Genomic DNA, 23009 nt, shown 5'->3' on the forward strand with positions numbered 1-23009 from the left:
AGAATAGTGGTAAGCGAACGGGAATGCATCTGCTTTATGACGGGTCTATGACGAGCTGATGAAAAAAAGAGCGTCGGCCAATAACCCTCTTACCCCCTCATACCAAAACACCCCTCTTTTTATTCATCAGAAGTGAATAAAAAATCATCTATAAACCGACTGAATCGGTTCACATTCAGTAATTTGCGTTTCGGGAAAGTTAAAACTCACTCTTAAGGGGTAAACGAGTCATTTGCGTAAGGTTACATCTTTGAAACGCCATTTCTCTTTGCTTGTTAAAATGTGCGTGGTTTCCTGATTTCAATCAAAACCTGTATGGACAGAAGGTGAATACTTTGTTACTTTAGCGTCAACAATATGAAATTGGTAAGACCAATTTACTCCGGGCGAGTGGCAGAGACAGGGAACAATGGCCTACAGCAAAATCCGCCAACCTAAACTTTCCGATGTGATTGAGCAGCAACTGGAGTTTTTGATTCTCGAGGGCACACTCCGTCCCGGTGAAAAACTTCCTCCAGAGCGCGAGCTGGCCAAACAGTTCGACGTTTCTCGTCCTTCACTGCGCGAGGCCATCCAGCGTCTCGAAGCGAAAGGCCTGCTCCTACGTCGCCAGGGTGGCGGGACCTTTGTCCAAAGCAGTCTGTGGCAGAGCTTCAGCGATCCGCTGGTCGAGCTTCTGACCGATCATCCCGAATCCCAATTTGATCTTCTCGAAACGCGCCATGCACTGGAAGGCATTGCTGCTTATTACGCGGCGCTTCGCAGCACCGACGAAGACAAAGTGCGGATTGGCGAGCTGCATCGCGCCATCGAGCTGGCTCAGCAGTCGGGCGATCTGGACGCAGAGTCCAGCGCGGTCGTGCAGTATCAAATCGCCGTAACGGAAGCGGCACATAATGTAGTCCTGCTTCATCTGCTACGCTGCATGGAGCCAATGCTGGCGCAGAACGTTCGTCAAAACTTCGAACTGCTCTACGCCCGCCGCGAGATGCTACCGCTGGTCAGCAACCATCGCGCGAGTATCTTCGCCGCGATCATGGCAGGCAAACCGGAAGAGGCGCGTGAAGCGTCGCACCGCCATCTGGCGTTTATCGAAGAGATTTTGCTGGATCGCAGCCGTGAACAGAGTCGTCGTGAACGCTCTCTGCGTCGGCTGGAGCAGCGCAAGAATTAGAATTTTCTGGCGCAAATTGTGCCGGAAGAGTTGTAACAACAGCGCCAACTTTTAGAGCGCGGCAACTAAACGCAGAACCTGTCTTATTGCACTTTTACGAACCTTTACAGGCCGTCAGAGTGCAATGGGACAGGTTCCAGACAATCAACGATTAGATAGATAAGGAATACCCCCCATGTCAGAACGTTTACAAAATGACGTGGATCCGATCGAAACTCGCGACTGGCTACAGGCGATCGAATCGGTCATCCGTGAAGAAGGTGTTGAGCGTGCTCAGTATCTGATTGACCAGCTCCTTTCTGAAGCCCGCAAAGGCGGTGTGAAAGTGGCAGCTGGCACAGGGGCGAGCAACTACGTAAACACTATTGCCGTTGAAGATGAACCGGAATACCCGGGCAATCTGGAACTGGAACGCCGTATTCGTTCAGCTATCCGCTGGAACGCAATCATGACGGTTCTGCGTGCGTCTAAAAAAGACCTCGAGCTGGGCGGTCACATGGCCTCCTTCCAGTCTTCCGCAACCATTTACGAAGTCTGCTTCAACCACTTCTTCCGCGCTCGTAACGAGAAAGACGGCGGCGATCTGGTGTACTTCCAGGGCCACATCTCTCCGGGCGTGTACGCACGTGCATTTGTTGAAGGTCGTCTGACTGAAGAGCAGATGAACAACTTCCGTCAGGAAGTTCACGGTAAAGGCCTCTCCTCTTACCCGCACCCGAAACTGATGCCGGAATTCTGGCAGTTCCCGACCGTTTCCATGGGTCTGGGCCCGATTGGTGCGATCTATCAGGCGAAGTTCCTGAAATATCTGGAACACCGTGGTCTGAAAGATACCTCTGAACAGACCGTTTACGCCTTCCTCGGCGACGGTGAGATGGATGAGCCGGAATCCAAAGGTGCGATCACTATCGCGACCCGTGAGAAACTGGACAACCTCTGCTTCATCATCAACTGTAACCTGCAGCGTCTTGATGGCCCGGTCACCGGTAACGGCAAAATCATCAACGAACTGGAAGGCATCTTCGCAGGTGCTGGCTGGAACGTAATCAAGGTGATGTGGGGCTCTCGTTGGGACGAGCTGCTGCGTAAAGACACCAGCGGTAAACTGATCCAGCTGATGAACGAAACCGTTGACGGCGACTACCAGACCTTCAAATCGAAAGATGGGGCGTACGTTCGCGAACACTTCTTCGGTAAATACCCGGAAACCGCCGCGCTGGTTGCAGACTGGAGCGACGAGCAGATCTGGGCACTGAACCGTGGTGGTCACGATCCGAAGAAAATCTACGCTGCACTGAAAAAAGCGCAGGAAACCAAAGGCAAAGCAACTGTCATCCTGGCCCACACCGTTAAAGGTTATGGCATGGGCGACACCGCTGAAGGTAAAAACATCGCTCACCAGGTGAAGAAAATGAACATGGACGGCGTGCGTTATATCCGCGACCGCTTCAATGTTCCGGTGACCGATGAGCAAGTTGAAAAACTCTCTTACCTCACTTTCGCTGAAGGCTCTGAAGAGCACAAATATCTGCATGAACGTCGCCAGGCGCTGAAAGGCTACCTGCCGTCACGTCAGCCGAACTTCACCGAAAAACTGGATCTGCCTGCGCTGGAAGACTTCTCTCAGCTGCTGGAAGAGCAGAACAAAGAGATCTCCACCACCATCGCCTTCGTTCGTGCCCTGAACGTGATGCTGAAGAACAAGTCGATCAAAGATCGCCTGGTTCCGATCATCGCCGATGAAGCGCGTACCTTCGGTATGGAAGGTCTGTTCCGTCAAATTGGTATTTACAGCCCGAACGGCCAGCAGTACACCCCGCAGGACCGTGAGCAGGTTGCTTACTACAAAGAAGACGAGAAAGGTCAGATCCTGCAGGAAGGTATCAACGAACTGGGTGCTGGCGCATCCTGGCTGGCGGCTGCGACCTCTTACAGCACCAACAACCTGCCGATGATTCCGTTCTACATCTACTACTCGATGTTCGGTTTCCAGCGTATCGGTGACCTGTGCTGGCAGGCAGGCGACCAGCAGGCTCGCGGCTTCCTGGTAGGCGGTACTTCTGGTCGTACGACCCTGAACGGTGAAGGTCTGCAGCACGAAGATGGTCACAGCCACATTCAGTCGCTGACTATCCCGAACTGTATCTCTTACGATCCGTCTTACGCTTACGAAGTTGCGGTCATCATGCATGACGGTCTGCAGCGCATGTACGGCGAGAAACAAGAGAACGTTTACTACTACATCACCACGCTGAACGAAAACTACCACATGCCGGCAATGCCGGAAGGCGCCGAGGAAGGTATCCGTAAAGGTATCTACAAACTCGAAACCGTTGCGGGTAACAAAGGTAAAGTTCAGCTGCTGGGCTCCGGTTCTATCCTGCGTCACGTTCGTGAAGCAGCGCAGATCCTGGCTAACGACTACGGCGTAGGTTCTGACGTTTATAGCGTCACCTCCTTCACCGAACTGGCGCGTGATGGTCAGGATTGTGAACGCTGGAACATGCTGCACCCGCTGGAAACTCCGCGCGTTCCGTACATCGCTCAGGTGATGAACGACGCTCCGGCTGTAGCATCTACTGACTATATGAAACTGTTCGCCGAACAGGTTCGTACTTATGTACCGGCTGATGATTACCGCGTACTGGGTACCGATGGCTTCGGTCGTTCCGACAGCCGTGAAAACCTGCGTCACCACTTCGAAGTTGATGCTTCTTATGTGGTTGTAGCAGCCCTGGGCGAACTGGCTAAACGTGGCGAAATCGACAAGAAAGTGGTGGCAGAAGCGATCACCAAATTCAACATCGATGCAGATAAAGTTAACCCGCGTCTGGCGTAAGAGGTAAAGAGACAATGGCTATCGAAATCAACGTACCGGACATCGGGTCTGATGAAGTAGAAATCACCGAGATTCTGGTCAAAGTGGGCGACAAAGTTGAAGCTGAACAGTCGCTGATCACCGTAGAGGGCGACAAAGCCTCTATGGAAGTTCCGTCTCCGCAGGCTGGCGTCGTGAAAGAGATCAAAGTCTCTGTCGGCGACAAAACCGAGACCGGTAAACTGATCATGATTTTCGATTCCGCCGACGGTGCAGCTGACGCTGCACCTGCTCAGGCAGAAGAGAAGAAAGAAGCCGCGCCGGCAGCAGCTGCTCCGGCCGCTGCAAGCGCAAAAGACGTTCACGTGCCGGATATCGGCGGTGATGAAGTCGAAGTGACCGAAATTCTGGTGAAAGTGGGCGACAGCGTGACCGCTGAGCAGTCCCTGATCACCGTGGAAGGCGACAAAGCCTCCATGGAAGTTCCGGCGCCGTTCGCTGGTACCGTGAAAGAGATCAAAGTCAACACCGGCGACAAAGTCTCCACCGGTTCTCTGATTATGGTCTTCGAAGTGGCAGGTGCTGCACCGGCTGCTGACGCGAAACCGCAGGTCAAAGAAGAAGCGGCTTCTGCTCCGGCAGCGGCTGCGGGCGCGAAAGACGTTAACGTACCGGATATCGGCGGTGACGAAGTCGAAGTGACCGAAGTGATGGTCAAAGTCGGCGATAAAGTCTCTGCTGAACAGTCTCTGATCACCGTTGAAGGCGACAAAGCCTCGATGGAAGTCCCGGCACCGTTCGCGGGCGTGGTAAAAGAGCTGAAAGTGAACGTGGGCGACAAAGTCTCCACCGGCTCGCTGATCATGGTCTTCGAAGTGGAAGGCGCTGCGCCTGCCGCTGCTCCGGCAGCGAAACAGGAAGCGGCTCCGGCACCGGCTGCAAAAGCAGAGAAACCGGCTGCTGCGGCTCCGGCTAAAGCAGAAGGCAAATCTGACTTCGCAGAGAACGACGCTTACGTCCACGCAACTCCGCTGATCCGCCGCCTGGCGCGCGAATTCGGCGTGAACCTGTCGAAAGTGAAGGGCTCCGGTCGTAAAGGCCGTATCCTGCGCGAAGACGTTCAGGCTTACGTGAAAGACGCGGTGAAACGCGCAGAATCCGCACCTGCTGCCGCTACCGGCGGTGGTCTGCCAGGCATGCTGCCGTGGCCGAAAGTGGACTTCAGCAAGTTCGGTGAAATCGAAGAAGTGGAACTGGGCCGTATCCAGAAAATCTCTGGTGCTAACCTGAGCCGTAACTGGGTGATGATCCCGCACGTTACCCACTTCGACAAAACCGATATCACCGATCTGGAAGCGTTCCGTAAACAGCAGAACGCCGAAGCCGAGAAACGTAAACTGGACGTGAAATTCACCCCAGTGGTCTTCATCATGAAAGCCGTTGCTGCGGCCCTTGAGCAGATGCCACGTTTCAACAGCTCCCTGTCCGAAGATGGTCAGCGTCTGACGCTGAAAAAATACATCAACATCGGTGTGGCGGTTGATACCCCGAATGGCCTGGTGGTTCCGGTCTTTAAAGACGTGAACAAGAAGAGCGTGACCGAGCTGTCCCGCGAACTGACCGTGATCTCCAAGAAAGCGCGTGATGGTAAACTGACTGCCGGCGAAATGCAGGGCGGCTGCTTCACCATCTCCAGCATCGGCGGCCTGGGTACGACCCACTTCGCGCCGATTGTGAACGCGCCGGAAGTGGCTATCCTGGGCGTCTCCAAGTCCGCGATGGAACCGGTGTGGAACGGTAAAGAGTTCGTTCCGCGTCTGATGATGCCGATTTCACTCTCCTTCGACCACCGCGTGATTGACGGTGCTGATGGGGCGCGCTTTATCACCATCATCAATAACATGCTGTCCGACATTCGCCGTCTGGTGATGTAATCGAAAAGCCGGCCTGACGGCCGGCTTTTTTCTGCTAATCTCATAGCGCTTTTGGGGTTATCAGGGGCAAAGGACAATTCGTTAGCCGTTTGTTGTTTCAAAAATGTTAACAATTTTGTAAACTGCGGGCGGATAGAACGTCCCGGTGGATGAAGGGCGACATGAAGTACCCCTGACCGCCGGAAATCAATAAGAGGTCATGATGAGTACTGAAATCAAAACTCAGGTCGTCGTACTTGGGGCAGGCCCGGCAGGTTACTCTGCTGCCTTCCGTTGCGCTGATTTAGGTCTGGAAACCGTCATCGTTGAACGCTACAACACCCTCGGCGGTGTTTGTCTGAATGTAGGTTGTATCCCTTCTAAAGCGCTGCTGCACGTCGCGAAAGTGATTGAAGAAGCTAAAGCGCTGGCCGAGCACGGCATCGTCTTCGGCGAACCGCAGACCGACATCGACAAAATCCGCACCTGGAAAGACAAAGTGATTAACCAGCTGACCGGCGGCCTCGCAGGTATGGCAAAAGGCCGTAAGGTCAAAGTGGTTAACGGTCTGGGTAAATTTACCGGGGCGAACACCCTGGAAGTGGAAGGCGAAAACGGCAAAACCGTAATCAACTTCGACAACGCCATCATCGCGGCGGGTTCCCGTCCGATTGAACTGCCGTTCATTCCGCATGAAGATCCGCGCGTGTGGGACTCCACCGGCGCGCTTGAGCTGAAATCCGTACCGAAGCGTATGCTGGTTATGGGTGGCGGCATCATCGGTCTGGAAATGGGCACCGTATACCATGCGCTGGGTTCAGAGATTGACGTGGTTGAGATGTTCGACCAGGTGATCCCGGCTGCAGACAAAGACGTGGTGAAAGTCTTCACCAAACGCATCAGCAAGAAGTTCAACCTGATGCTGGAAACCAAAGTGACCGCCGTTGAAGCAAAAGAAGACGGTATCTACGTTACGATGGAAGGCAAAAAAGCGCCGGCTGAACCGCAGCGTTACGACGCCGTGCTGGTCGCCATCGGCCGTGTGCCGAACGGTAAAAACCTCGACGCCGGTAAAGCGGGCGTGGAAGTGGACGACCGTGGCTTTATCCGCGTCGACAAACAGCTGCGCACCAACGTGCCGCACATCTTCGCTATCGGCGATATCGTCGGTCAGCCGATGCTGGCGCACAAAGGCGTGCATGAAGGCCACGTTGCCGCAGAAGTTATCGCCGGTAAGAAACACTACTTCGATCCGAAAGTGATCCCGTCTATCGCCTATACCGAGCCAGAAGTGGCATGGGTAGGTCTGACCGAGAAAGAAGCGAAAGAGAAAGGCATCAGCTACGAAACCGCCACCTTCCCGTGGGCAGCTTCTGGCCGTGCTATCGCTTCCGATTGCGCAGACGGTATGACCAAACTGATTTTCGACAAAGAGACGCACCGTATTATTGGTGGCGCGGTTGTCGGTACCAACGGCGGCGAGCTGCTGGGTGAAATCGGTCTGGCGATCGAAATGGGCTGTGATGCAGAAGATATCGCGCTGACCATCCACGCGCACCCGACGCTGCACGAATCTGTTGGCCTGGCCGCAGAAGTGTTCGAAGGTAGCATCACCGACCTGCCGAACCCGAAAGCGAAGAAGAAATAAGCCTCTTCACGCCGCGTGTGCGTTCGACAATAAAGCAGCCTATATGGCTGCTTTTTTTATTCCTGCCGCAGAACCACCACATTTAGTAGGTAATTAGCCCTCAACCAATTGATAACGAAGCCGATAACTCACTTAAGAATAGTATTGGCACGCTCGCCTCAGGCGGGTGGCCTGGCGTCGTCATGACATGGACTTTGTCACTTATCCGCGTTTCATCGCTCCCGTCCTGCCTTTGCCGCATTTGTTGTTCTTCTGGTGTTCGAAATATAAAGGAATCGTTAATGTCTATTAAAAAACTCGCTGTTGTCGGTATGGTTCTGGCAGCGTTTACCCTCTCCGGCTGTGGCGCGATGACGACGGCTATCAAAAAACGCAATCTGGATGTAAAAACCCAGATGAGCCAGACCATCTGGCTGGAGCCGGCTTCTGAGAAAACTGTGTTTATTCAGGTAAAAAATACCTCTGATAAAGACATGAGTAATTTGCAGACCCTGCTGGCGAAAGAGCTGAGTGACAAAGGCTACAAAGTCACCTCCTCTCCGGATACGGCCTATTATTGGATTCAGGCGAACGTGCTGAAAGCGGACAAAATGGATCTGCGTGAAACTCAGGGCTACCTGAAAAGTGGTTACGAAGGCGCGGCGATTGGTGCCGGTCTGGGTGCCGGTATCACCGCCTATAACAGCAACTCCTCCGGCGCCGCGCTGGGCGTGGGTCTGGCGGCTGGCCTGATTGGCCTCGCAGCAGACGCGATGGTGGAAGATGTGAACTTCACTATGATCACCGACCTGCAGATCTCCGAGCGCAGCAAAGCGAAAGTGACCACCGATAATATCGCCGCTCTGCGTCAGGGCACCTCTGGTATCAAGCTGCAGACCAGCACCGAAGAGGGTAACCGCGCGAAATACCAGACCCGCGTGGTCTCTAACGCCAACAAAGTAAACCTGAAATTCGAAGAGGCGAAACCGGCCCTCGAAGCGCAGCTGGCAAAATCTGTCGCCAACATTATGTAAGTTGACTGCTGGCAGCTAACAAGCGGGCTCAGGCAACTGGCCCGCTTTTTTTATACGTAAAAGTGACGGGTGCCTGCTTTTCAGCCAAAAGCGATAAACCTTCGCCGCACGTTGCCGATGTTACTTATTTACTATTTCGGTGAGAGGGAGTTTCATCGCCATGATTAACGGCCTTAACCTTACTGCGCTACTGCCATCAGCCGCGCGGGTCAGTACCTCTGCGCGGGTCGGCATTGCGCCCGCATCTGTAAACAAAGCATCCCCCGCGGATGACGCCTCGACAAAAGTGATGTTCGGCAGCCAGACGTCGGAGATCGCCGCCGTCTATTCGCTGATGCCCAAGAAAGTGAACCCGGCGATTGCCGAGCAGCAGCATAGCCAGATTCAGGGGCTGATGGGGCTGGCCTCCGGTGGTATCTCCGTCTCCGCGTTTGCCACGCTTGGCAGCACGCTGCTGAGCAACCTGAATGATAACCGTGGCGATGTGGTGCAGACGCTGCGCGGTGCGGATATGGGCATTGCCCGCGCGCCTTATGATTCAGCCATCACCATGGATATCGTCACCCAGTCCGGCACCAAAGTGCAGCTGGTGATGAGCCAGCAGGATGACGGCATGACCGTCCAGCTGAAAACCGACGGCGAAGCGCTCAATGACGACGAAGCCGCTGCCATCGCCGGCCTCGGTAAAGCGCTGGGAGAGACCCTCAGCGGCCTCGGCAAGCAGCAACCGCAGTTGGACATCAGCGGCTTAACCCAGTTTGATACGCGCCTGCTGAAATCGGTGGATCTGAAAACCGACCTGCGTAACGACGATAAGTCGTTGCAGTCGCTCAATTTCCATGCGGATAACAAAACGCGTTCCACGGCTTATGAAGATGGCGACTTCTCGCTGAAAATGAGCAGCGACATGGCGCACTCCGCCTTTGCCGGCAACGCCGCGCAGCAGCAAATCGCCTTAAGCGCGTGGGACAGTAAATTCGATAAAGCGCGCACTGCCGGGCAGGGCAATTATGACCAGATGGCGGCGCTGAAGGCGGTCTTCCGCGCGCTTAACAGCAATACCAGTGCCGAAAAAATGCCTGTCGTGGCGACCAGTGCGATTCGCATCGGTGATAACGGCGCGTCACAGCTCAGCGGGCTGAATGATTTTTCACTCTCGCTGACGCAGACGGAGAAGTCGGTCAACCCGGCGAAGCTGCAGGAGAAAGACCGCTTTGCCTACACCGCCTCGCAGTCAACGGAAGCCAGCGATCATAGCGACAGCTCTAAGAGCGTGAAGCAGACGACGCGTAGCAATCTGAGCGCCGCCTGGCACCAGGCGATCGATCCGTCGATTCCACTGGCGCTGGGCACGCAGAAATCCTCACAAAGCTACTACTACCATGTGGTCGAAAACAGCGAGGAGAACAGCACCACGCTCAACTACAACGGACGCGGTCAACTGGCCAACGTTGCGCACCATCAGCAGGTAGATAACCGTGAAACGGTGAAAAAGTACCTGATGGGCAAACTGGTTGATGAGAGCCTGAACCCGGAGAAATACAGCCGTAGCTGGGGGCTGGACATTCTCGGCAAGCTTTAACATTGTCTTAACGTAACGGCTCTGCGGAGCCGTTTGTTTTCTCGGCGGTTCGAGGATTATTTTTCGCTAAACCCCTCTGCCGTCGGCTTTATGCCATCTGTAACGATTCAGCCGGGATTTAATGTTGCTTTTTTGTAAACAGATTAACACCCCCTGAAATTCCTGCTATGCTGCCCGGCGCGGTTCGCGGATTTACCCTACAAACTGCTGTCTCACAGGAGCGTGAAGAGAAACGCCTGCCGCATTATGACAATGAGAGCGAGGAGAACCGTCGTGCTAGAAGAATACCGTAAGCACGTAGCTGAACGTGCCGCTGAGGGGATTGCGCCAAAACCATTAGATGCAACCCAAATGGCCGCGCTTGTCGAGCTGCTGAAGAGTCCGCCTGCTGGCGAAGAAGAATTCCTGTTAGACCTGCTGGCTAATCGTGTACCGCCCGGTGTTGACGAAGCCGCCTATGTGAAAGCGGGTTTCCTTGCAGCTGTCGCTAAAGGCGAAGCAACCTCCCCACTGGTTAGCCCTGAGAAAGCCGTTGAACTGCTGGGTACCATGCAGGGCGGTTATAACATCCATCCGCTGATTGACGCGCTGGATAACGACACGCTGGCACCAATTGCTGCCAAAGCCCTCTCCCATACCCTGCTGATGTTCGATAACTTCTACGATGTGGAAGAGAAAGCGAAAGCGGGCAACGCCTACGCCAAACAGGTGATGCAATCCTGGGCGGATGCTGAATGGTTCCAGAGCCGTCCGCCGCTGGCCGAAAAGATCACCGTTACCGTCTTTAAAGTGACCGGCGAAACCAACACCGATGACCTTTCACCGGCACCGGATGCCTGGTCGCGCCCGGATATTCCGCTGCACGCGCTGGCGATGCTGAAAAACGCCCGTGAAGGGATCGAACCGGATCAGCCGGGCAGCGTTGGCCCGATCAAGCAGATCGAGGCGCTGGCGCAGAAAGGCTTCCCGCTGGCCTACGTCGGCGACGTTGTCGGGACCGGCTCTTCGCGTAAATCCGCCACCAACTCGGTGCTGTGGTTTATGGGCGACGACATTCCGAACGTGCCGAACAAGCGCGGCGGCGGTCTGGTGCTTGGCGGCAAAATCGCGCCTATCTTCTTCAACACCATGGAAGATGCCGGTGCGCTGCCGATTGAAGTTGACGTCTCTGACCTGAATATGGGCGACGTGATTGACGTTTACCCGTTCAAAGGCGAAGTGCGCAACCACGAAACCAACGAACTGCTGGCGACCTTTGAACTGAAAACCGACGTGCTGATTGATGAAGTGCGCGCCGGTGGCCGTATCCCGCTGATTATCGGCCGTGGCCTGACCACCAAAGCGCGTGAAGCGCTGGGTCTGCCGCAGAGCGAGATCTTCCGTCAGGCGAAAGACGTGGCGGAAAGCAGCCGCGGCTACTCGCTGGCACAGAAAATGGTCGGCCGCGCCTGTGGCGTCGACGGTGTTCGTCCGGGCGCATACTGCGAACCGAAGATGACCTCAGTCGGCTCGCAGGACACCACCGGTCCGATGACCCGTGATGAGCTGAAAGACCTGGCGTGCCTCGGCTTCTCTGCCGATCTGGTGATGCAGTCCTTCTGCCACACCGCGGCCTATCCGAAGCCGGTTGACGTCACCACCCACCATACGCTGCCGGACTTCATTATGAACCGTGGCGGCGTGTCGCTGCGTCCGGGCGATGGCGTTATCCACTCCTGGCTGAACCGCATGCTGCTGCCGGATACCGTTGGTACCGGCGGTGACTCCCACACTCGTTTCCCGATTGGTATCTCCTTCCCGGCGGGCTCTGGTCTGGTGGCGTTTGCTGCCGCGACCGGCGTAATGCCGCTGGATATGCCGGAATCGGTGCTGGTGCGCTTTAAAGGCAAAATGCAGCCGGGCATCACCCTGCGCGATCTGGTTCACGCCATTCCGCTGTACGCCATCAAACAGGGCCTGTTGACCGTTGAGAAGAAGGGTAAGAAAAACATCTTCTCCGGCCGCATCCTGGAAATTGAAGGCTTGCCGGATCTGAAAGTCGAGCAGGCGTTCGAGCTGACCGATGCCTCCGCTGAGCGTTCTGCTGCGGGTTGCACCATCAAGCTGAACAAAGAGCCGATTATCGAGTATCTGACCTCCAACATCGTGCTGCTGAAGTGGATGATTGCTGAAGGCTATGGCGATCGCCGTACGCTGGAGCGCCGTATCCAGGGCATGGAGAAATGGCTGGCGGATCCGCAGCTGCTTGAAGCGGATGCTGACGCAGATTACGCGGCGGTGATCGATATCGATCTGGCTGAAATCAAAGAGCCGATCCTCTGCGCGCCGAACGATCCGGACGATGCGCGTCTGCTCTCTGATGTGCAGGGCGAAAGCATCGATGAGGTGTTTATCGGTTCCTGTATGACCAACATCGGCCACTTCCGCGCCGCCGGTAAGCTGCTGGACAGCCACAAAGGCCAGCTGCCGACCCGCCTGTGGGTTGCGCCGCCGACGCGTATGGATGCCGCGCAGCTGACCGAAGAGGGCTACTACAGCGTCTTTGGTAAGAGCGGTGCACGTATTGAAATCCCGGGCTGCTCCCTGTGCATGGGTAACCAGGCGCGTGTGGCAGATGGTGCGACCGTCGTTTCAACGTCGACCCGTAACTTCCCAAACCGTTTAGGTACCGGCGCGAACGTCTTCCTGGCTTCTGCTGAGCTGGCAGCCGTCTCGGCGCTGATCGGCAAGCTGCCGACGCCGCAGGAGTATCTGACCTTTATGGATCAGGTGGATAAAACCGCCGTGGATACTTACCGCTACCTCAACTTTGACCAGCTTGATCAATACACCGACAAAGCTGAAGGCGTGATATTCCAGACCGCCGTCTAAATCAGAAAGCCACTCTTCGGAGTGGCTTTTTTTTCCGTTATGTCTTTAAAAAAAGTTAAATTCCGAATTAGACTCGTCTGGCCCCGCATCGACTTAACCTCCAACATGTAACGTTTTATTCTTCCTGAGCAGATTACGCCAAAGGATGATAATAAATGGAGGTGTTCGATGGTCGCGCAAGTTTTTCCCACTCTGATTTTTAAAACTCAAAAAACGATGGATGATTATGGTGCGCCTGATATGCGCTATGGTGATTTATCCGAACAATATTTAAAGAATAATCTTCACATGTTTGATATATCATCTCGAATCAATCCTTATACCTTGCAAGAGATAAATCCGCTTAGAAAATCTTTATTTATGCATTATGGATCTCGAAGTGATGGTCGCCATGTTACCCTGCAGGAGTGTGCCGCTATACTATTTGATGAGTTCCGATTTTTATCTGGCACCTTTTCAATTTACAGTAATTATCAACATCTCATTAAGAAAATGATTACTCATATGCAAACAGGCAATGGATTGCCTTTTTGTAATACAGTTCTTAATACTGCGCTGCGAGAGCAAATCCTGTCCGATAAATCAGCATTGAATAGCAGTAGATTGTTATTAAAGCAGGCTATTCAGCAAAATATTGATTGGACAAATCAATCCTATCCTGCTGAAAGAGTTGGTGAGTTAAGTAAAGCTATTTCCTTTAGCAAATTGCCAAAATTTGACCGATTTAAAGATAGCTTCAACGGGATGGGCATCACCGTGCATGATACCTGGGCAACACATATCACAGTAAAATCTTTGTATATCGATGGAAGCCATTACCGCGCTGAGGTTCATTACAAAATTCAGGATCACTTTGGTCTCGATATTACAGATATATCTAAATTCAAATTCAATCAGTTTCGTTTCTTTCGTATCTGGTTTATGCTTCAGCGTTATGAAAGGTTTGGATATAAGCCATTTATGACTAACATGGAAACAACTATTGAGATTGTCGGAGAACGAAATGAAAGTTAATAACAGACTCATTTATAGCGTGATTCTGTCAATTCTAATTTTAGCCGGTTTGTTCACCTGGTTTACACAGCGCCCGGTAAAAATCATCGCTGTTCATGAAAATGGTCATTATAGTTCTGTGCTGGTGGAGCAATTCCCTGTTACTGACAGAGGCAAAATAGATTGGTGGGTGCAAAATAAAAATATCCTGCAAAAAATATATGGGATCCCAAAGCCCTCAGACTGGGGCTATTTCAATGTTATGTTTTGGGATTTTGGCGATGGTTATAAAAAGCAGGATAAAAGCGAGCGGTTGTGCTTCGAAGATATGAAAACGGAAGAACGGTGTATCGACAAAAATAAAATTTTTAGCGTTGAGCGCGATCGTCACGGAAATACATTATTTACCGTCAATGATGGACGATATCAAATGAATGAAAACGGAGAGGTCGTACGTTTAAGTGATGAGTGATTCCTGAACACGGTGCATAGTGGAAAAAGGCGCATCGCCAGAAAACGGTTTCAGATTTATGGTTCCAGCCAGCACGTTCAGGTTCATCTGTAAGAATTTTTCACGACTTCCCGTCCCCGCGCTTTTTTTCCTGTATGGTGCTGCGATAATTAAAGCACTGGCGGCTCTCTGGCCCCCATGAGGAGCAATGATGGATTACGAATTTCTGCGCGATGTCACCGGCGGCGTCAAAGTGCGCATGTCGATGGGGCACGAAGTGATCGGCCACTGGTTTAACGAAGAGGTGAAAGAGAACCTCGCCCTGTTGGATGAAGTGGAGCAGGCGGCGCAAACGGTGAAGGGTAGCGAGCGCTCGTGGCAGCGTATCGGCCATGAGTACACGCTGTGGCTGGATGGCGAAGAGGTGATGATCCGCGCCAATCTGCTGGAGTTTACCGGCGACGAGATGGAAGAGGGGATGAACTACTACGATGAGGAGAGTTTATCGCTCTGCGGCGTGGAGGATTTTCTTCAGGTGGTGGCCGCTTACCGGCAATTTCTTAAACAACGCTAATCGGGGAGCGTCCCTGCTCCCGCTGCGCATTTACACGGCCGGGATGTTGCGGCCGTAGTAGATCTCGCGCATCTCTTTCCACAGCGCTTCCGTGATCTCTTTCCGCTCCTGCGGCGTCAAATCTTCCGGTTTGGTATGGAACATGTAGTGCTTAAGGTCGAACTCCTTAAGCAACATTTTGGTATGGAAGATGTTTTCCTGGTAAACATTCACATCCATCATGTCATACAGCGATTTCATATCGTCAGACATAAAGTTCTGGATCGAATTAATCTCGTGGTCGATGAAGTGCTTCATGCCATTCACGTCGCGCGTAAAGCCGCGCACGCGGTAGTCGACGGTCACGATATCCGACTCAAGCTGATGGATAAGGTAGTTCAGCGCTTTCAGCGGCGAAATCACCCCGCAGGTTGAGACTTCAATGTCGGCGCGGAAGGTGCACAACCCGCCTTCAGGGTGGCTTTCCGGGTAGGTGTGCACGCAGATATGGCTTTTATCCAGATGCGCGACAACCGCTTCCGGCAGCGGCCCCGGGTGTTCGGTTTTATCAATCAGGTGCGGATCGACCGGCTCTTCGCTTACCAGGATCGTCACGCTCGCACCCTGCGGCTCGTAGTCCTGGCGGGCAATATTCAAAATGTTGGCGCCAATGATGTTACAGGTCTCCGTGAGGATCTCCGTCAGGCGGTTGGCGTTATAGAGTTCATCAATATAGGCAATATAGCCGTCGCGCTCTTCGGCGGTTTTGGCGTAGCAGATATCGTAGATACAAAAACTCAGGCTTTTGGTCAGGTTGTTAAAGCCATGTAGTTTAAGCTTTTTCAATTTTTCTCACCCCCTTAGCGTCACTGTGCAGACAGTGCATCGTGTAGATATTGTGGCAGAGCGAATGCTGCCGTATGGATTGCCGGATTGTAGTAACGGCAGGTCAGTGCGGCGGTGTGGAAACGCGCGGCGATAATCTCCGTGGAGAGCGAGCGCAACGCGTCGTTATCCGTCGCCCAGGCAAAGGTCATAATGCCGCCATAATAGGTCGGGATCGCCGCCTGGTAGAAACTAACATCGGCAAAGTAGTGGCCCAGTTTGCGATGGCTGCCGACGGCTTCCTCCTGCTGTAAGAAGCAGACGCCGTTCTGCGCGACAAAAATCCCGCCGGGATTGAGGCAGCGCTTGCACCCTTCATAAAACGCCGAGGTGAAGAGGCTTTCGCCCGGACCGACAGGATCGGTACAGTCAGAGATAATCACATCGAAGGTTTTTTGCGTGTGGTTGACGAAGTTGACGCCATCATCAATCACCAGCTCAAAGCGCGGGTCATCGTAGGCACCGGCGTTGTGTTTTGGCAGGTACTGGCGGCAGAAGGAGACGACGCCTGCGTCGATCTCTACCATGGTGATGGTTTCAATATTTTTGTGGCGGGAGACTTCGCGCAGCATCGCGCCGTCGCCGCCGCCAATGATCAGCACATGCTTTGCGTGACCGTGCGCCAGCAGCGGAACGTGAGTCATCATCTCGTGATAGATAAACTCATCGCGTTCGGTGGTTTGTACCACGCCATCCAGCGCCATCACGCGGCCAAAGGCGGCGTTTTCGAAGATAATCAGATCCTGATGATCGGTCTTCTCGTGGTAAAGCACCTTATCAACGGCAAAGTACTGACCAAAGTTGTCGTGCAGCGTTTCTTGCCAAATGGTGTTGTCGGCCATTCGTCGCTCCTTTGTTAACATCCGTGAAAAACGGGCGCAACATGATAGCCAACTCTGGCGAACGATGCACGGTCAAAAGATAGGCGCTATTTCACGTAGGCGAGCAGACTCAACGAGTCACGGGCAAGGGCTTTGCACTTTTTCGCCGTTGGAATGCCGATGCCGCTCAGATCGCGATAGCTCTCTTCGCCCAGCGCTTTCATGTTCCAGCTATCGTAGTTGCTGAGATCCCACTGATTTTGCTGGGCAAAAAAGACCAGCGCACGGCGGATCTGCCCGTTAGGTAAGTTGTTATAACCGCAGTCATTTTTCAGAAATACAAACACCGCCGTCAGATCGGCCATGTCTTCAGCTTCAGATTCACTCAGGGCATAACTATTGGCGGAGACAGCGAGCAGGCTGCCAAGGATGATACTTCTGAAAAACGTTTTCATTCTCTCTACCACGGCGTAACGGAAATTAAACGTTAGCACAGTCCAGTTAACGCGACGATATTTATTATCGTCTGCTTTCTTGACCTTCCGGCAGGGGAAAGGTTTACGCTTAATGCATCGCCGACTCTTGATAAGGACATACCCATGCAACGTCGAGATTTCCTTAAATATTCCGCGCTCCTGGGGGCCGCCAGCGCGCTGCCGCTCTGGAGCCGCTCGCTCTTCGCCGCCACCCGGCCCACGTTACCCATTCCACCGCTGCTTGCCCCGGATGCAGAGAGCCGCATCCTCTTAACGGTGCAGGCGGGGGAGAGCCAGTTTGCGCAGAAAAGCGCGACAACCTGGGGTTATAACGGCGCGTTGCTGGGGCCAGCTATTCAGCTGCGTCAGGGAAAAGCGGTGACGGTGGATATCCGCAATCAGCTTGCCGAAGAGACCACCGTGCACTGGCACGGTCTCGAAGTGTCAGGCGAGGTCGACGGCGGGCCGCAAGGCGTTATTAAGGCGGGCGGTAGCCGGACGGTGACCTTTACTCCGACGCAGCAGGCCGCCACCTGCTGGTTCCATCCTCATCAGCATGGCAAAACCGGGCGTCAGGTGGCGATGGGGCTCGCCGGGCTGGTGCTGATCGAAGATGACAACAGCCGCAAATTGCGCCTGCCGCAACAGTGGGGTATCGATGATGTGCCGGTGATCGTGCAGGACAAAAAATTGACTGCGCAGGGGCAGATTGATTACCAGCTTGATGTAATGAGCGCGGCGGTGGGGTGGTTTGGCGATACGCTGCTCGCCAATGGTGCGGTCTACCCGCAGCATGCGGCTCCGCGCGGCTGGCTGCGCCTGCGTCTGCTCAACGGGTGTAACGCGCGCTCGCTCAATTTTGCTACCAGCGATCAGCGCCCGCTCTATGTCATCGCCAGTGATGGCGGGCTGTTAAGTGAGCCGGTTAAGGTGACTGAACTGCCGATGTTGATGGGCGAGCGGTTCGAGGTGCTGGTGGATATCAGCGATGGCAAGCCTTTCGATCTGATGACGCTGCCGGTTAAGCAGATGGGGATGACCGTCGCGCCGTTTGACCAGCCGGTGCCGGTGCTGCGTATTCAACCGTTGCAGGTGACCGCCTCGGGCGATCTGCCGGATACGCTTGCTTCGCTGCCCGCACTGCCTGCGCTTGAGGGCTTAACTCAGCGCACCCTGCAACTGTCGATGGATCCGATGCTCGATATGATGGGCATGCAGGCGCTGCAGCAGAAGTATGGCGACGGCGCGATGGCGGGCATGGGAGTGCATCACGGCGATATGCAGGGCATGCATGGGATGCAGATGGATCATGGCCATATGGATCACGGCAGCCAGGGTTTTGATTTCCACAATGCCAACCGGATTAACGGCAAAGCGTTTGATATGGTGACGCCGCAATTTGCGGTGCAAAAAGGGCAGTTTGAGCGCTGGACGATCTCCGGAGAGGGGGACATGATGCTGCACCCGTTCCATATTCACGGTACGCAGTTCCGCATCCTCTCTGAAAACGGCAAGCCGCCGGCGGCGCATCGCGCAGGCTGGAAGGATACGGTCAATGTGTATGGTGCGCGCAGTGAAGTGCTGGTGCGCTTTGATCATGCAGCAGCGAAAGAGTTTGCCTATATGGCGCACTGCCATCTGCTGGAGCATGAAGACACCGGCATGATGCTCGGCTTTACCGTCGCGTAAACTGTGCCCGGCAACAAATGCCTGATGGCGCTTCGCTTATCAGGCCTACGGTTCTGTGTTCGGTTTCAGGGTTTTGTAGGCCGGATAAGGCGCCAGCCGCCATCCGGCAATGCATTGCGATTTCACAATAAAAAAGCCCGGCAGCGCTATGCGTGCCGGGCTTTGTTTTGTAGGCCGGATAAGGCGTTAGCCGCCATCCGGCAATACGACATCAGAGTGCGTAATTACTTCGCATCATCCGGCAGAGCAAACGCCACGATGTAATCACCCATCTTGGTACCGAACGAACCGTGACCGCCTGCGGAGATGACAACATACTGCTTGCCATTCACTTCATAGGTCATCGGCGTTGCCTGACCACCCGCTGGCAGACGACCTTCCCACAGTTTGTCACCGTTGGTCATGTTGTATGCGCGCAGGTAGTTATCCGCGGTACCGGCAATAAACAGCACGTTACCGGCGGTGGAGATCGGGCCGCCAAGCATCGGCATACCGAGGGTAAACGGCACTTTAATCGGCATCGGGAACGGCAGGCTATCCTGCGGCGTACCGATACGTTTTTTCCATGCTACCTGGTTGGTTTTCAGATCCAGCGCAGAGATATAACCCCAGGCTGGCTGTTTGCACGGCAGGCCAAACGGCGAGAGGAACGGATTCAGCGTTACGCCAAACGGCACGCCATACTGCGGCTGAATACCGGATTCCGAACCGGTGCCTTTCGCATCTTTCGGCGGCTCCATCGGGTTGTTTGGACCACGCGGGATCAGCTTCGAGACAAACGGCAGCGCCATCGGGTTAGCAATCGCCACCTGGCGGTTTGGATCGACGGAGATACCGCCCCACTCAAACATGCCGAGGTTACCCGGGAAGACCAGCGTACCCTGCTCAGACGGCGGGGTGAAAATGCCTTCATAACGCATCTGGTGGAACATCACGCGGCACACCAGTTGGTCGAACATGGTGGCGCCCCACATATCCGCACCGCTCAGATCTCGCTTCGGACGGAAGCTCAGATCGGAGAAGGGTTGGGTTTTGGTGACGTAATCGCCTTTCGCTGCGCCCTGCGGAACCGGTTTTTCCGGTGCCGGCACAACCAGTTCGCCGTTACGACGATCCAGTACGAAGATGTTACCGGTTTTCGCCGGGGCATAAACGACCGGCACTTTCTTACCGTTCACATCGATATCCGCCAGCGTCGGCTGGGACGGCATATCCATATCCCACAGATCGTGGTGTACGGTCTGGTAGCTCCACACCAGCTTACCGGTGGTCGCATTCAGCGCAACAATGGAACTGGCATAACGCTCCTGCTCCGGCGTACGGTTACCGCCCCAGATATCTGGCGTAGTAACGCCCATCGGCAGGTAGACCATATCCAGCTTGGCGTCATAAGCGGCAGGCGCCCAGGAGTTCGGCGAGTTAATGGTGAACTTGTGCTCGTCCGACGGGATCGCATTCGGATCTTTCGCGCCCGGATCGAAGGCCCACAGCAGCTTACCGGTGTTGATATCAAAACCACGAATCACACCAGACGGCTCACGGGTGGAGAAGTTATCCGTTACCGCACCGGCAATGATAATCACTTTATCGGTGACGATCGGCGGTGAAGTCGGCTCATACATCCCCGGCGTGGTAACCGGCATGTTGGTTTGCAGGTTGAGGATACCTTTGTTAGCAAAGGTGTCACACAGCTTGCCGTTATCAGCGTTAACCGCAAACAGGCGACCGTCGTTCACCGGCAGAATGATGCGGCGCGGGCAGTTAGCCACCACGTCCGGGCTGGCGTTTTCTGCCGTCGCTTCGTGGTAGGAGACACCACGGCAGGTCACGTGCTGGAAGGTCGGGTCCGCATTCAACTGCGGATCGAAGTGCCACTTCTCTTTACCGCTTGCCGCATCAAGTGCGAACAGACGCTGGTGCGCGGTGCAGAGGAACAGGGTGTCGCCCACTTTAATCGGCGTCACTTCGTTGGTGATTTCACCCGGATCGTTCGGCAGCTTCAGGTCGCCGGTGCGGAACACCCAGGCTTCCTTAAGGTTTTTAACGTTATCCGCGTTGATCTGCTTCAGCGGGGAGTAACGCTGGCCTTCCTGGTTACGGCCATAAGCCGGCCAGTCGCTATCGGCAACGTTAGAAATCGGTGCAGCAGGCGTCGAGTCAGCGCTCAGGGTGCCGTTGATCTCCTGCGGGTCGTTAAAGCCGGCCCAGGTCAGAATGCCGCCGCTAATCAGCAGTACCGCTACCAGGGCAGCAACCGCGCCACGGGCAGGAATAATCAGGCGACGCCAGACAAATGGCAGAATCAGCCAGATACCGAAGAAGACAAGAATATCGCTACGTGGGGTCAGCGCCCAGAAGTCGAAGCCGACTTCCCAAACGCCCCACAGCATGGTGGCAAGCAGCAGAGCCGCGTAGAGCCAGAGCGCGGAACGCTTCCCTTTCCACAGCAGCCAGGTCACGCCAAGCATCACCAGGCCAGCGATGGGGTAGTACCAGGAGCCGCCGATGGAGATCAGCCAGACACCACCGATTAAAAGATACAGCCCGCAGAAGGCTGCAAAGATCGTCGTCAGCATGATCAATAGCCGCGACCGTTGCGATTTTGTTTCTGCCATAAAAGGAATACTCATCAGTTTGTTAAATTTTTGATAGCAACTAATTATAGGTGTTAACAAGTGTGATCGTCATCACAAATCGAGCTTTCTCGATGCATGCCCACCTCAATTGGTTTTGCTGGTATACTTCACGGCTTGCGTTTCAATCACCGGTTTAAGCGATTGGTGTTGAATTATTTGCTTCTAAAATCATATGGTTAGTTAATATGAAACACAAAGTTGAAGTGATGATCCCGGAAGCGGAGATCAAAGCACGCGTCGCCGAACTGGGTCGTCAAATCACTGAACGTTACAAAGATAGCGGCAGCGAGATGGTGCTGGTGGGGCTGCTGCGCGGCTCGTTTATGTTTATGGCCGATCTCTGCCGTGAAGTGCAGGTCTCCCATGAAGTCGATTTTATGACCGCTTCCAGCTACGGCAGCGGCATGTCATCGACCCGCGATGTGAAAATCCTCAAAGATCTGGATGAAGATATTCGCGGCAAAGATGTATTGATTGTTGAAGACATTATCGATTCTGGCAACACGCTGTCGAAAGTGCGCGAGATCCTGCGCCTGCGCGAGCCGAAGTCGCTGGCGATCTGCACCCTGCTGGATAAGCCGTCCCGACGCGAAGTGGATGTCACCGTCGAGTATGTTGGTTTCTCGATTCCGGATGAGTTTGTGGTGGGTTACGGAATTGACTACGCTCAGCGCTATCGCCATTTGCCCTATGTCGGCAAAGTGGTGATGCTGGACGAATAAAAAAAATCGGGGCCGACGGCCCCGATTGTTATTTGTGATTAATGTGCTTCTGGCTGATGTTCTGCACACCTGTGCGGTAACGCTGTTCCAGCGTTTCGCGGTTGGTGGCGGTCACATCCAGATCGCGCAGCAGGCCGTCATGGATACCGTAAGCCCAGCCGTGAATCGTCACGTTCTGGCCGCGTTTCCAGGCGGATTGCATAATCGTTGAGTGGCCAAGGTTATAAACCTGCTCCATGACGTTCAATTCGCACAGCGTATCGAGACGACGTTCTGGCGGCATTTCGCCGAGCAGCGAGCTATGTTTAAACCAGATGTCGCGAATGTGCAGCAGCCAGTTGTTGATAAGACCCAGTTCCGGGTTTTCAACCGCTGCCTGAACGCCGCCGCAGCCGTAGTGGCCGCAGATGATGATGTGTTCAACTTCCAGCACATCAACCGCGTATTGCACAACGGAGAGGCAGTTTAAGTCGGTATGGATGACCAGGTTGGCCACGTTACGGTGAACAAACAGCTCGCCGGGTTCAAGGCCAGTCAGGCGCTCAGCCGGAACGCGTGAGTCTGAACAGCCAATCCACAGAAAGCGCGGCTTTTGTGCCTGCGCCAGCGTTTCAAAAAATCCTGGATCTTCCTCGACCAGCATTTTTGACCATAGTGCGTTGTTGCTGATGAGTGTATCTATGTCTTTCATAGCGCTTTGCGACCTGTAAGCAAAATGAGTGCGAGGCCTAATATAGGTCAACTCTTTCTCTTTTAAAACCACA

17 protein-coding genes are annotated in these 23009 nt (G+C 54.1%); 12 read left to right on the top strand and 5 right to left on the bottom strand.

What is annotated here, in order from left to right; genetic code table 11:
• The first annotated feature begins 409 nt into the window (after positions 1-409).
• From pdhR to yacL, 10 genes are all read left to right on the top strand, one after another.
• A complete protein-coding gene (gene pdhR / locus ABIC80_RS12700) occupies positions 410-1174 on the top strand; it encodes a pyruvate dehydrogenase complex transcriptional repressor PdhR (protein WP_023480248.1) in 765 nt (254 codons plus the stop codon).
• A gap of 175 nt (positions 1175-1349) precedes the next feature.
• The gene (gene aceE, locus ABIC80_RS12705) at positions 1350-4013 is read left to right on the top strand and encodes a pyruvate dehydrogenase (acetyl-transferring), homodimeric type (RefSeq protein ID WP_023480311.1); all 2664 of its coding nucleotides are present in this window, start codon (positions 1350-1352) and stop codon (positions 4011-4013) included.
• Between the two features lie 14 nt (positions 4014-4027).
• Positions 4028-5926: a pyruvate dehydrogenase complex dihydrolipoyllysine-residue acetyltransferase gene (gene aceF, locus ABIC80_RS12710; RefSeq protein WP_054802810.1), complete on the top strand. Its 1899-nt coding sequence runs from the start codon at positions 4028-4030 to the stop codon at positions 5924-5926.
• A gap of 202 nt (positions 5927-6128) precedes the next feature.
• On the top strand, positions 6129-7553 hold the full coding sequence (gene lpdA, locus ABIC80_RS12715) for a dihydrolipoyl dehydrogenase (RefSeq protein WP_042711868.1): 1425 nt from the start codon (positions 6129-6131) through the stop codon (positions 7551-7553).
• A gap of 281 nt (positions 7554-7834) precedes the next feature.
• Complete coding sequence (gene traT, locus ABIC80_RS12720; RefSeq protein WP_023480291.1) at positions 7835-8566, top strand: conjugal transfer complement resistance protein TraT; 732 nt, start codon at positions 7835-7837, stop codon at positions 8564-8566.
• A 160-nt stretch (positions 8567-8726) separates the two neighbouring features.
• Positions 8727-10148 carry a hypothetical protein gene (locus ABIC80_RS12725; RefSeq protein WP_429177387.1) on the top strand — a complete coding sequence of 474 codons (1422 nt, stop codon included), beginning with the start codon at positions 8727-8729 and terminating at the stop codon, positions 10146-10148.
• A 273-nt stretch (positions 10149-10421) separates the two neighbouring features.
• Positions 10422-13019 carry a bifunctional aconitate hydratase 2/2-methylisocitrate dehydratase gene (gene acnB / locus ABIC80_RS12730; RefSeq protein ID WP_200579895.1) on the top strand — a complete coding sequence of 866 codons (2598 nt, stop codon included), beginning with the start codon at positions 10422-10424 and terminating at the stop codon, positions 13017-13019.
• A 168-nt stretch (positions 13020-13187) separates the two neighbouring features.
• Positions 13188-14033, top strand: coding sequence for a YPO3983 family protein (locus ABIC80_RS12735; RefSeq protein WP_429177388.1), 846 nt, complete (start codon positions 13188-13190; stop codon positions 14031-14033).
• Positions 14023-14484, top strand: a complete 462-nt coding sequence (locus ABIC80_RS12740; RefSeq protein ID WP_288876661.1) for a DUF943 family protein — start codon at positions 14023-14025, stop codon at positions 14482-14484. Before ABIC80_RS12735 ends, ABIC80_RS12740 begins: the two co-directional genes overlap by 11 nt.
• 190 nt (positions 14485-14674) lie before the next feature.
• Positions 14675-15037 (top strand): protein YacL, encoded by a 363-nt coding sequence (gene yacL / locus ABIC80_RS12745; protein ID WP_042716579.1) that lies wholly within the window; start codon positions 14675-14677, stop codon positions 15035-15037.
• Between the two features lie 30 nt (positions 15038-15067).
• On the opposite strand, the gene speD is transcribed toward yacL, so the two are convergent.
• The 3 genes from speD to ABIC80_RS12760 form a co-directional block, all read right to left on the bottom strand.
• Entirely contained in the window at positions 15068-15862 is a 795-nt protein-coding gene (gene speD / locus ABIC80_RS12750; RefSeq protein WP_023480253.1) for an adenosylmethionine decarboxylase, read from the bottom strand.
• A gap of 20 nt (positions 15863-15882) precedes the next feature.
• Entirely contained in the window at positions 15883-16743 is an 861-nt protein-coding gene (gene speE, locus ABIC80_RS12755; protein ID WP_305206857.1) for a polyamine aminopropyltransferase, read from the bottom strand.
• 86 nt (positions 16744-16829) lie between these two features.
• Positions 16830-17177 carry a YacC family pilotin-like protein gene (locus ABIC80_RS12760; RefSeq protein WP_023480277.1) on the bottom strand — a complete coding sequence of 116 codons (348 nt, stop codon included), beginning with the start codon at positions 17175-17177 and terminating at the stop codon, positions 16830-16832.
• Positions 17178-17321: 144 nt separating this feature from the next.
• On the opposite strand from ABIC80_RS12760, the gene cueO reads away from it, so the two are divergent.
• Positions 17322-18887, top strand: coding sequence for a multicopper oxidase CueO (cueO, locus tag ABIC80_RS12765; protein WP_429177389.1), 1566 nt, complete (start codon positions 17322-17324; stop codon positions 18885-18887).
• A 224-nt stretch (positions 18888-19111) separates the two neighbouring features.
• On the opposite strand, the gene ABIC80_RS12770 is transcribed toward cueO, so the two are convergent.
• Complete coding sequence (locus ABIC80_RS12770) at positions 19112-21502, bottom strand: glucose/quinate/shikimate family membrane-bound PQQ-dependent dehydrogenase (protein WP_429177390.1); 2391 nt, start codon at positions 21500-21502, stop codon at positions 19112-19114.
• A gap of 206 nt (positions 21503-21708) precedes the next feature.
• Here ABIC80_RS12770 and hpt point away from each other — a divergent pair, with 206 nt between their 5' ends.
• Positions 21709-22245: a hypoxanthine phosphoribosyltransferase gene (gene hpt / locus ABIC80_RS12775; protein WP_187801341.1), complete on the top strand. Its 537-nt coding sequence runs from the start codon at positions 21709-21711 to the stop codon at positions 22243-22245.
• A gap of 28 nt (positions 22246-22273) precedes the next feature.
• Here the strand turns inward: hpt and can are convergent, their stop codons facing one another.
• Complete coding sequence (gene can, locus ABIC80_RS12780; RefSeq protein WP_042716572.1) at positions 22274-22936, bottom strand: carbonate dehydratase; 663 nt, start codon at positions 22934-22936, stop codon at positions 22274-22276.
• Positions 22937-23009: the final 73 nt, after the last annotated feature.

Source organism: Kosakonia sp. 1610 (genome assembly GCF_050435845.1).
In the GTDB taxonomy this organism is placed as follows: domain Bacteria; phylum Pseudomonadota; class Gammaproteobacteria; order Enterobacterales; family Enterobacteriaceae; genus Kosakonia; species Kosakonia cowanii.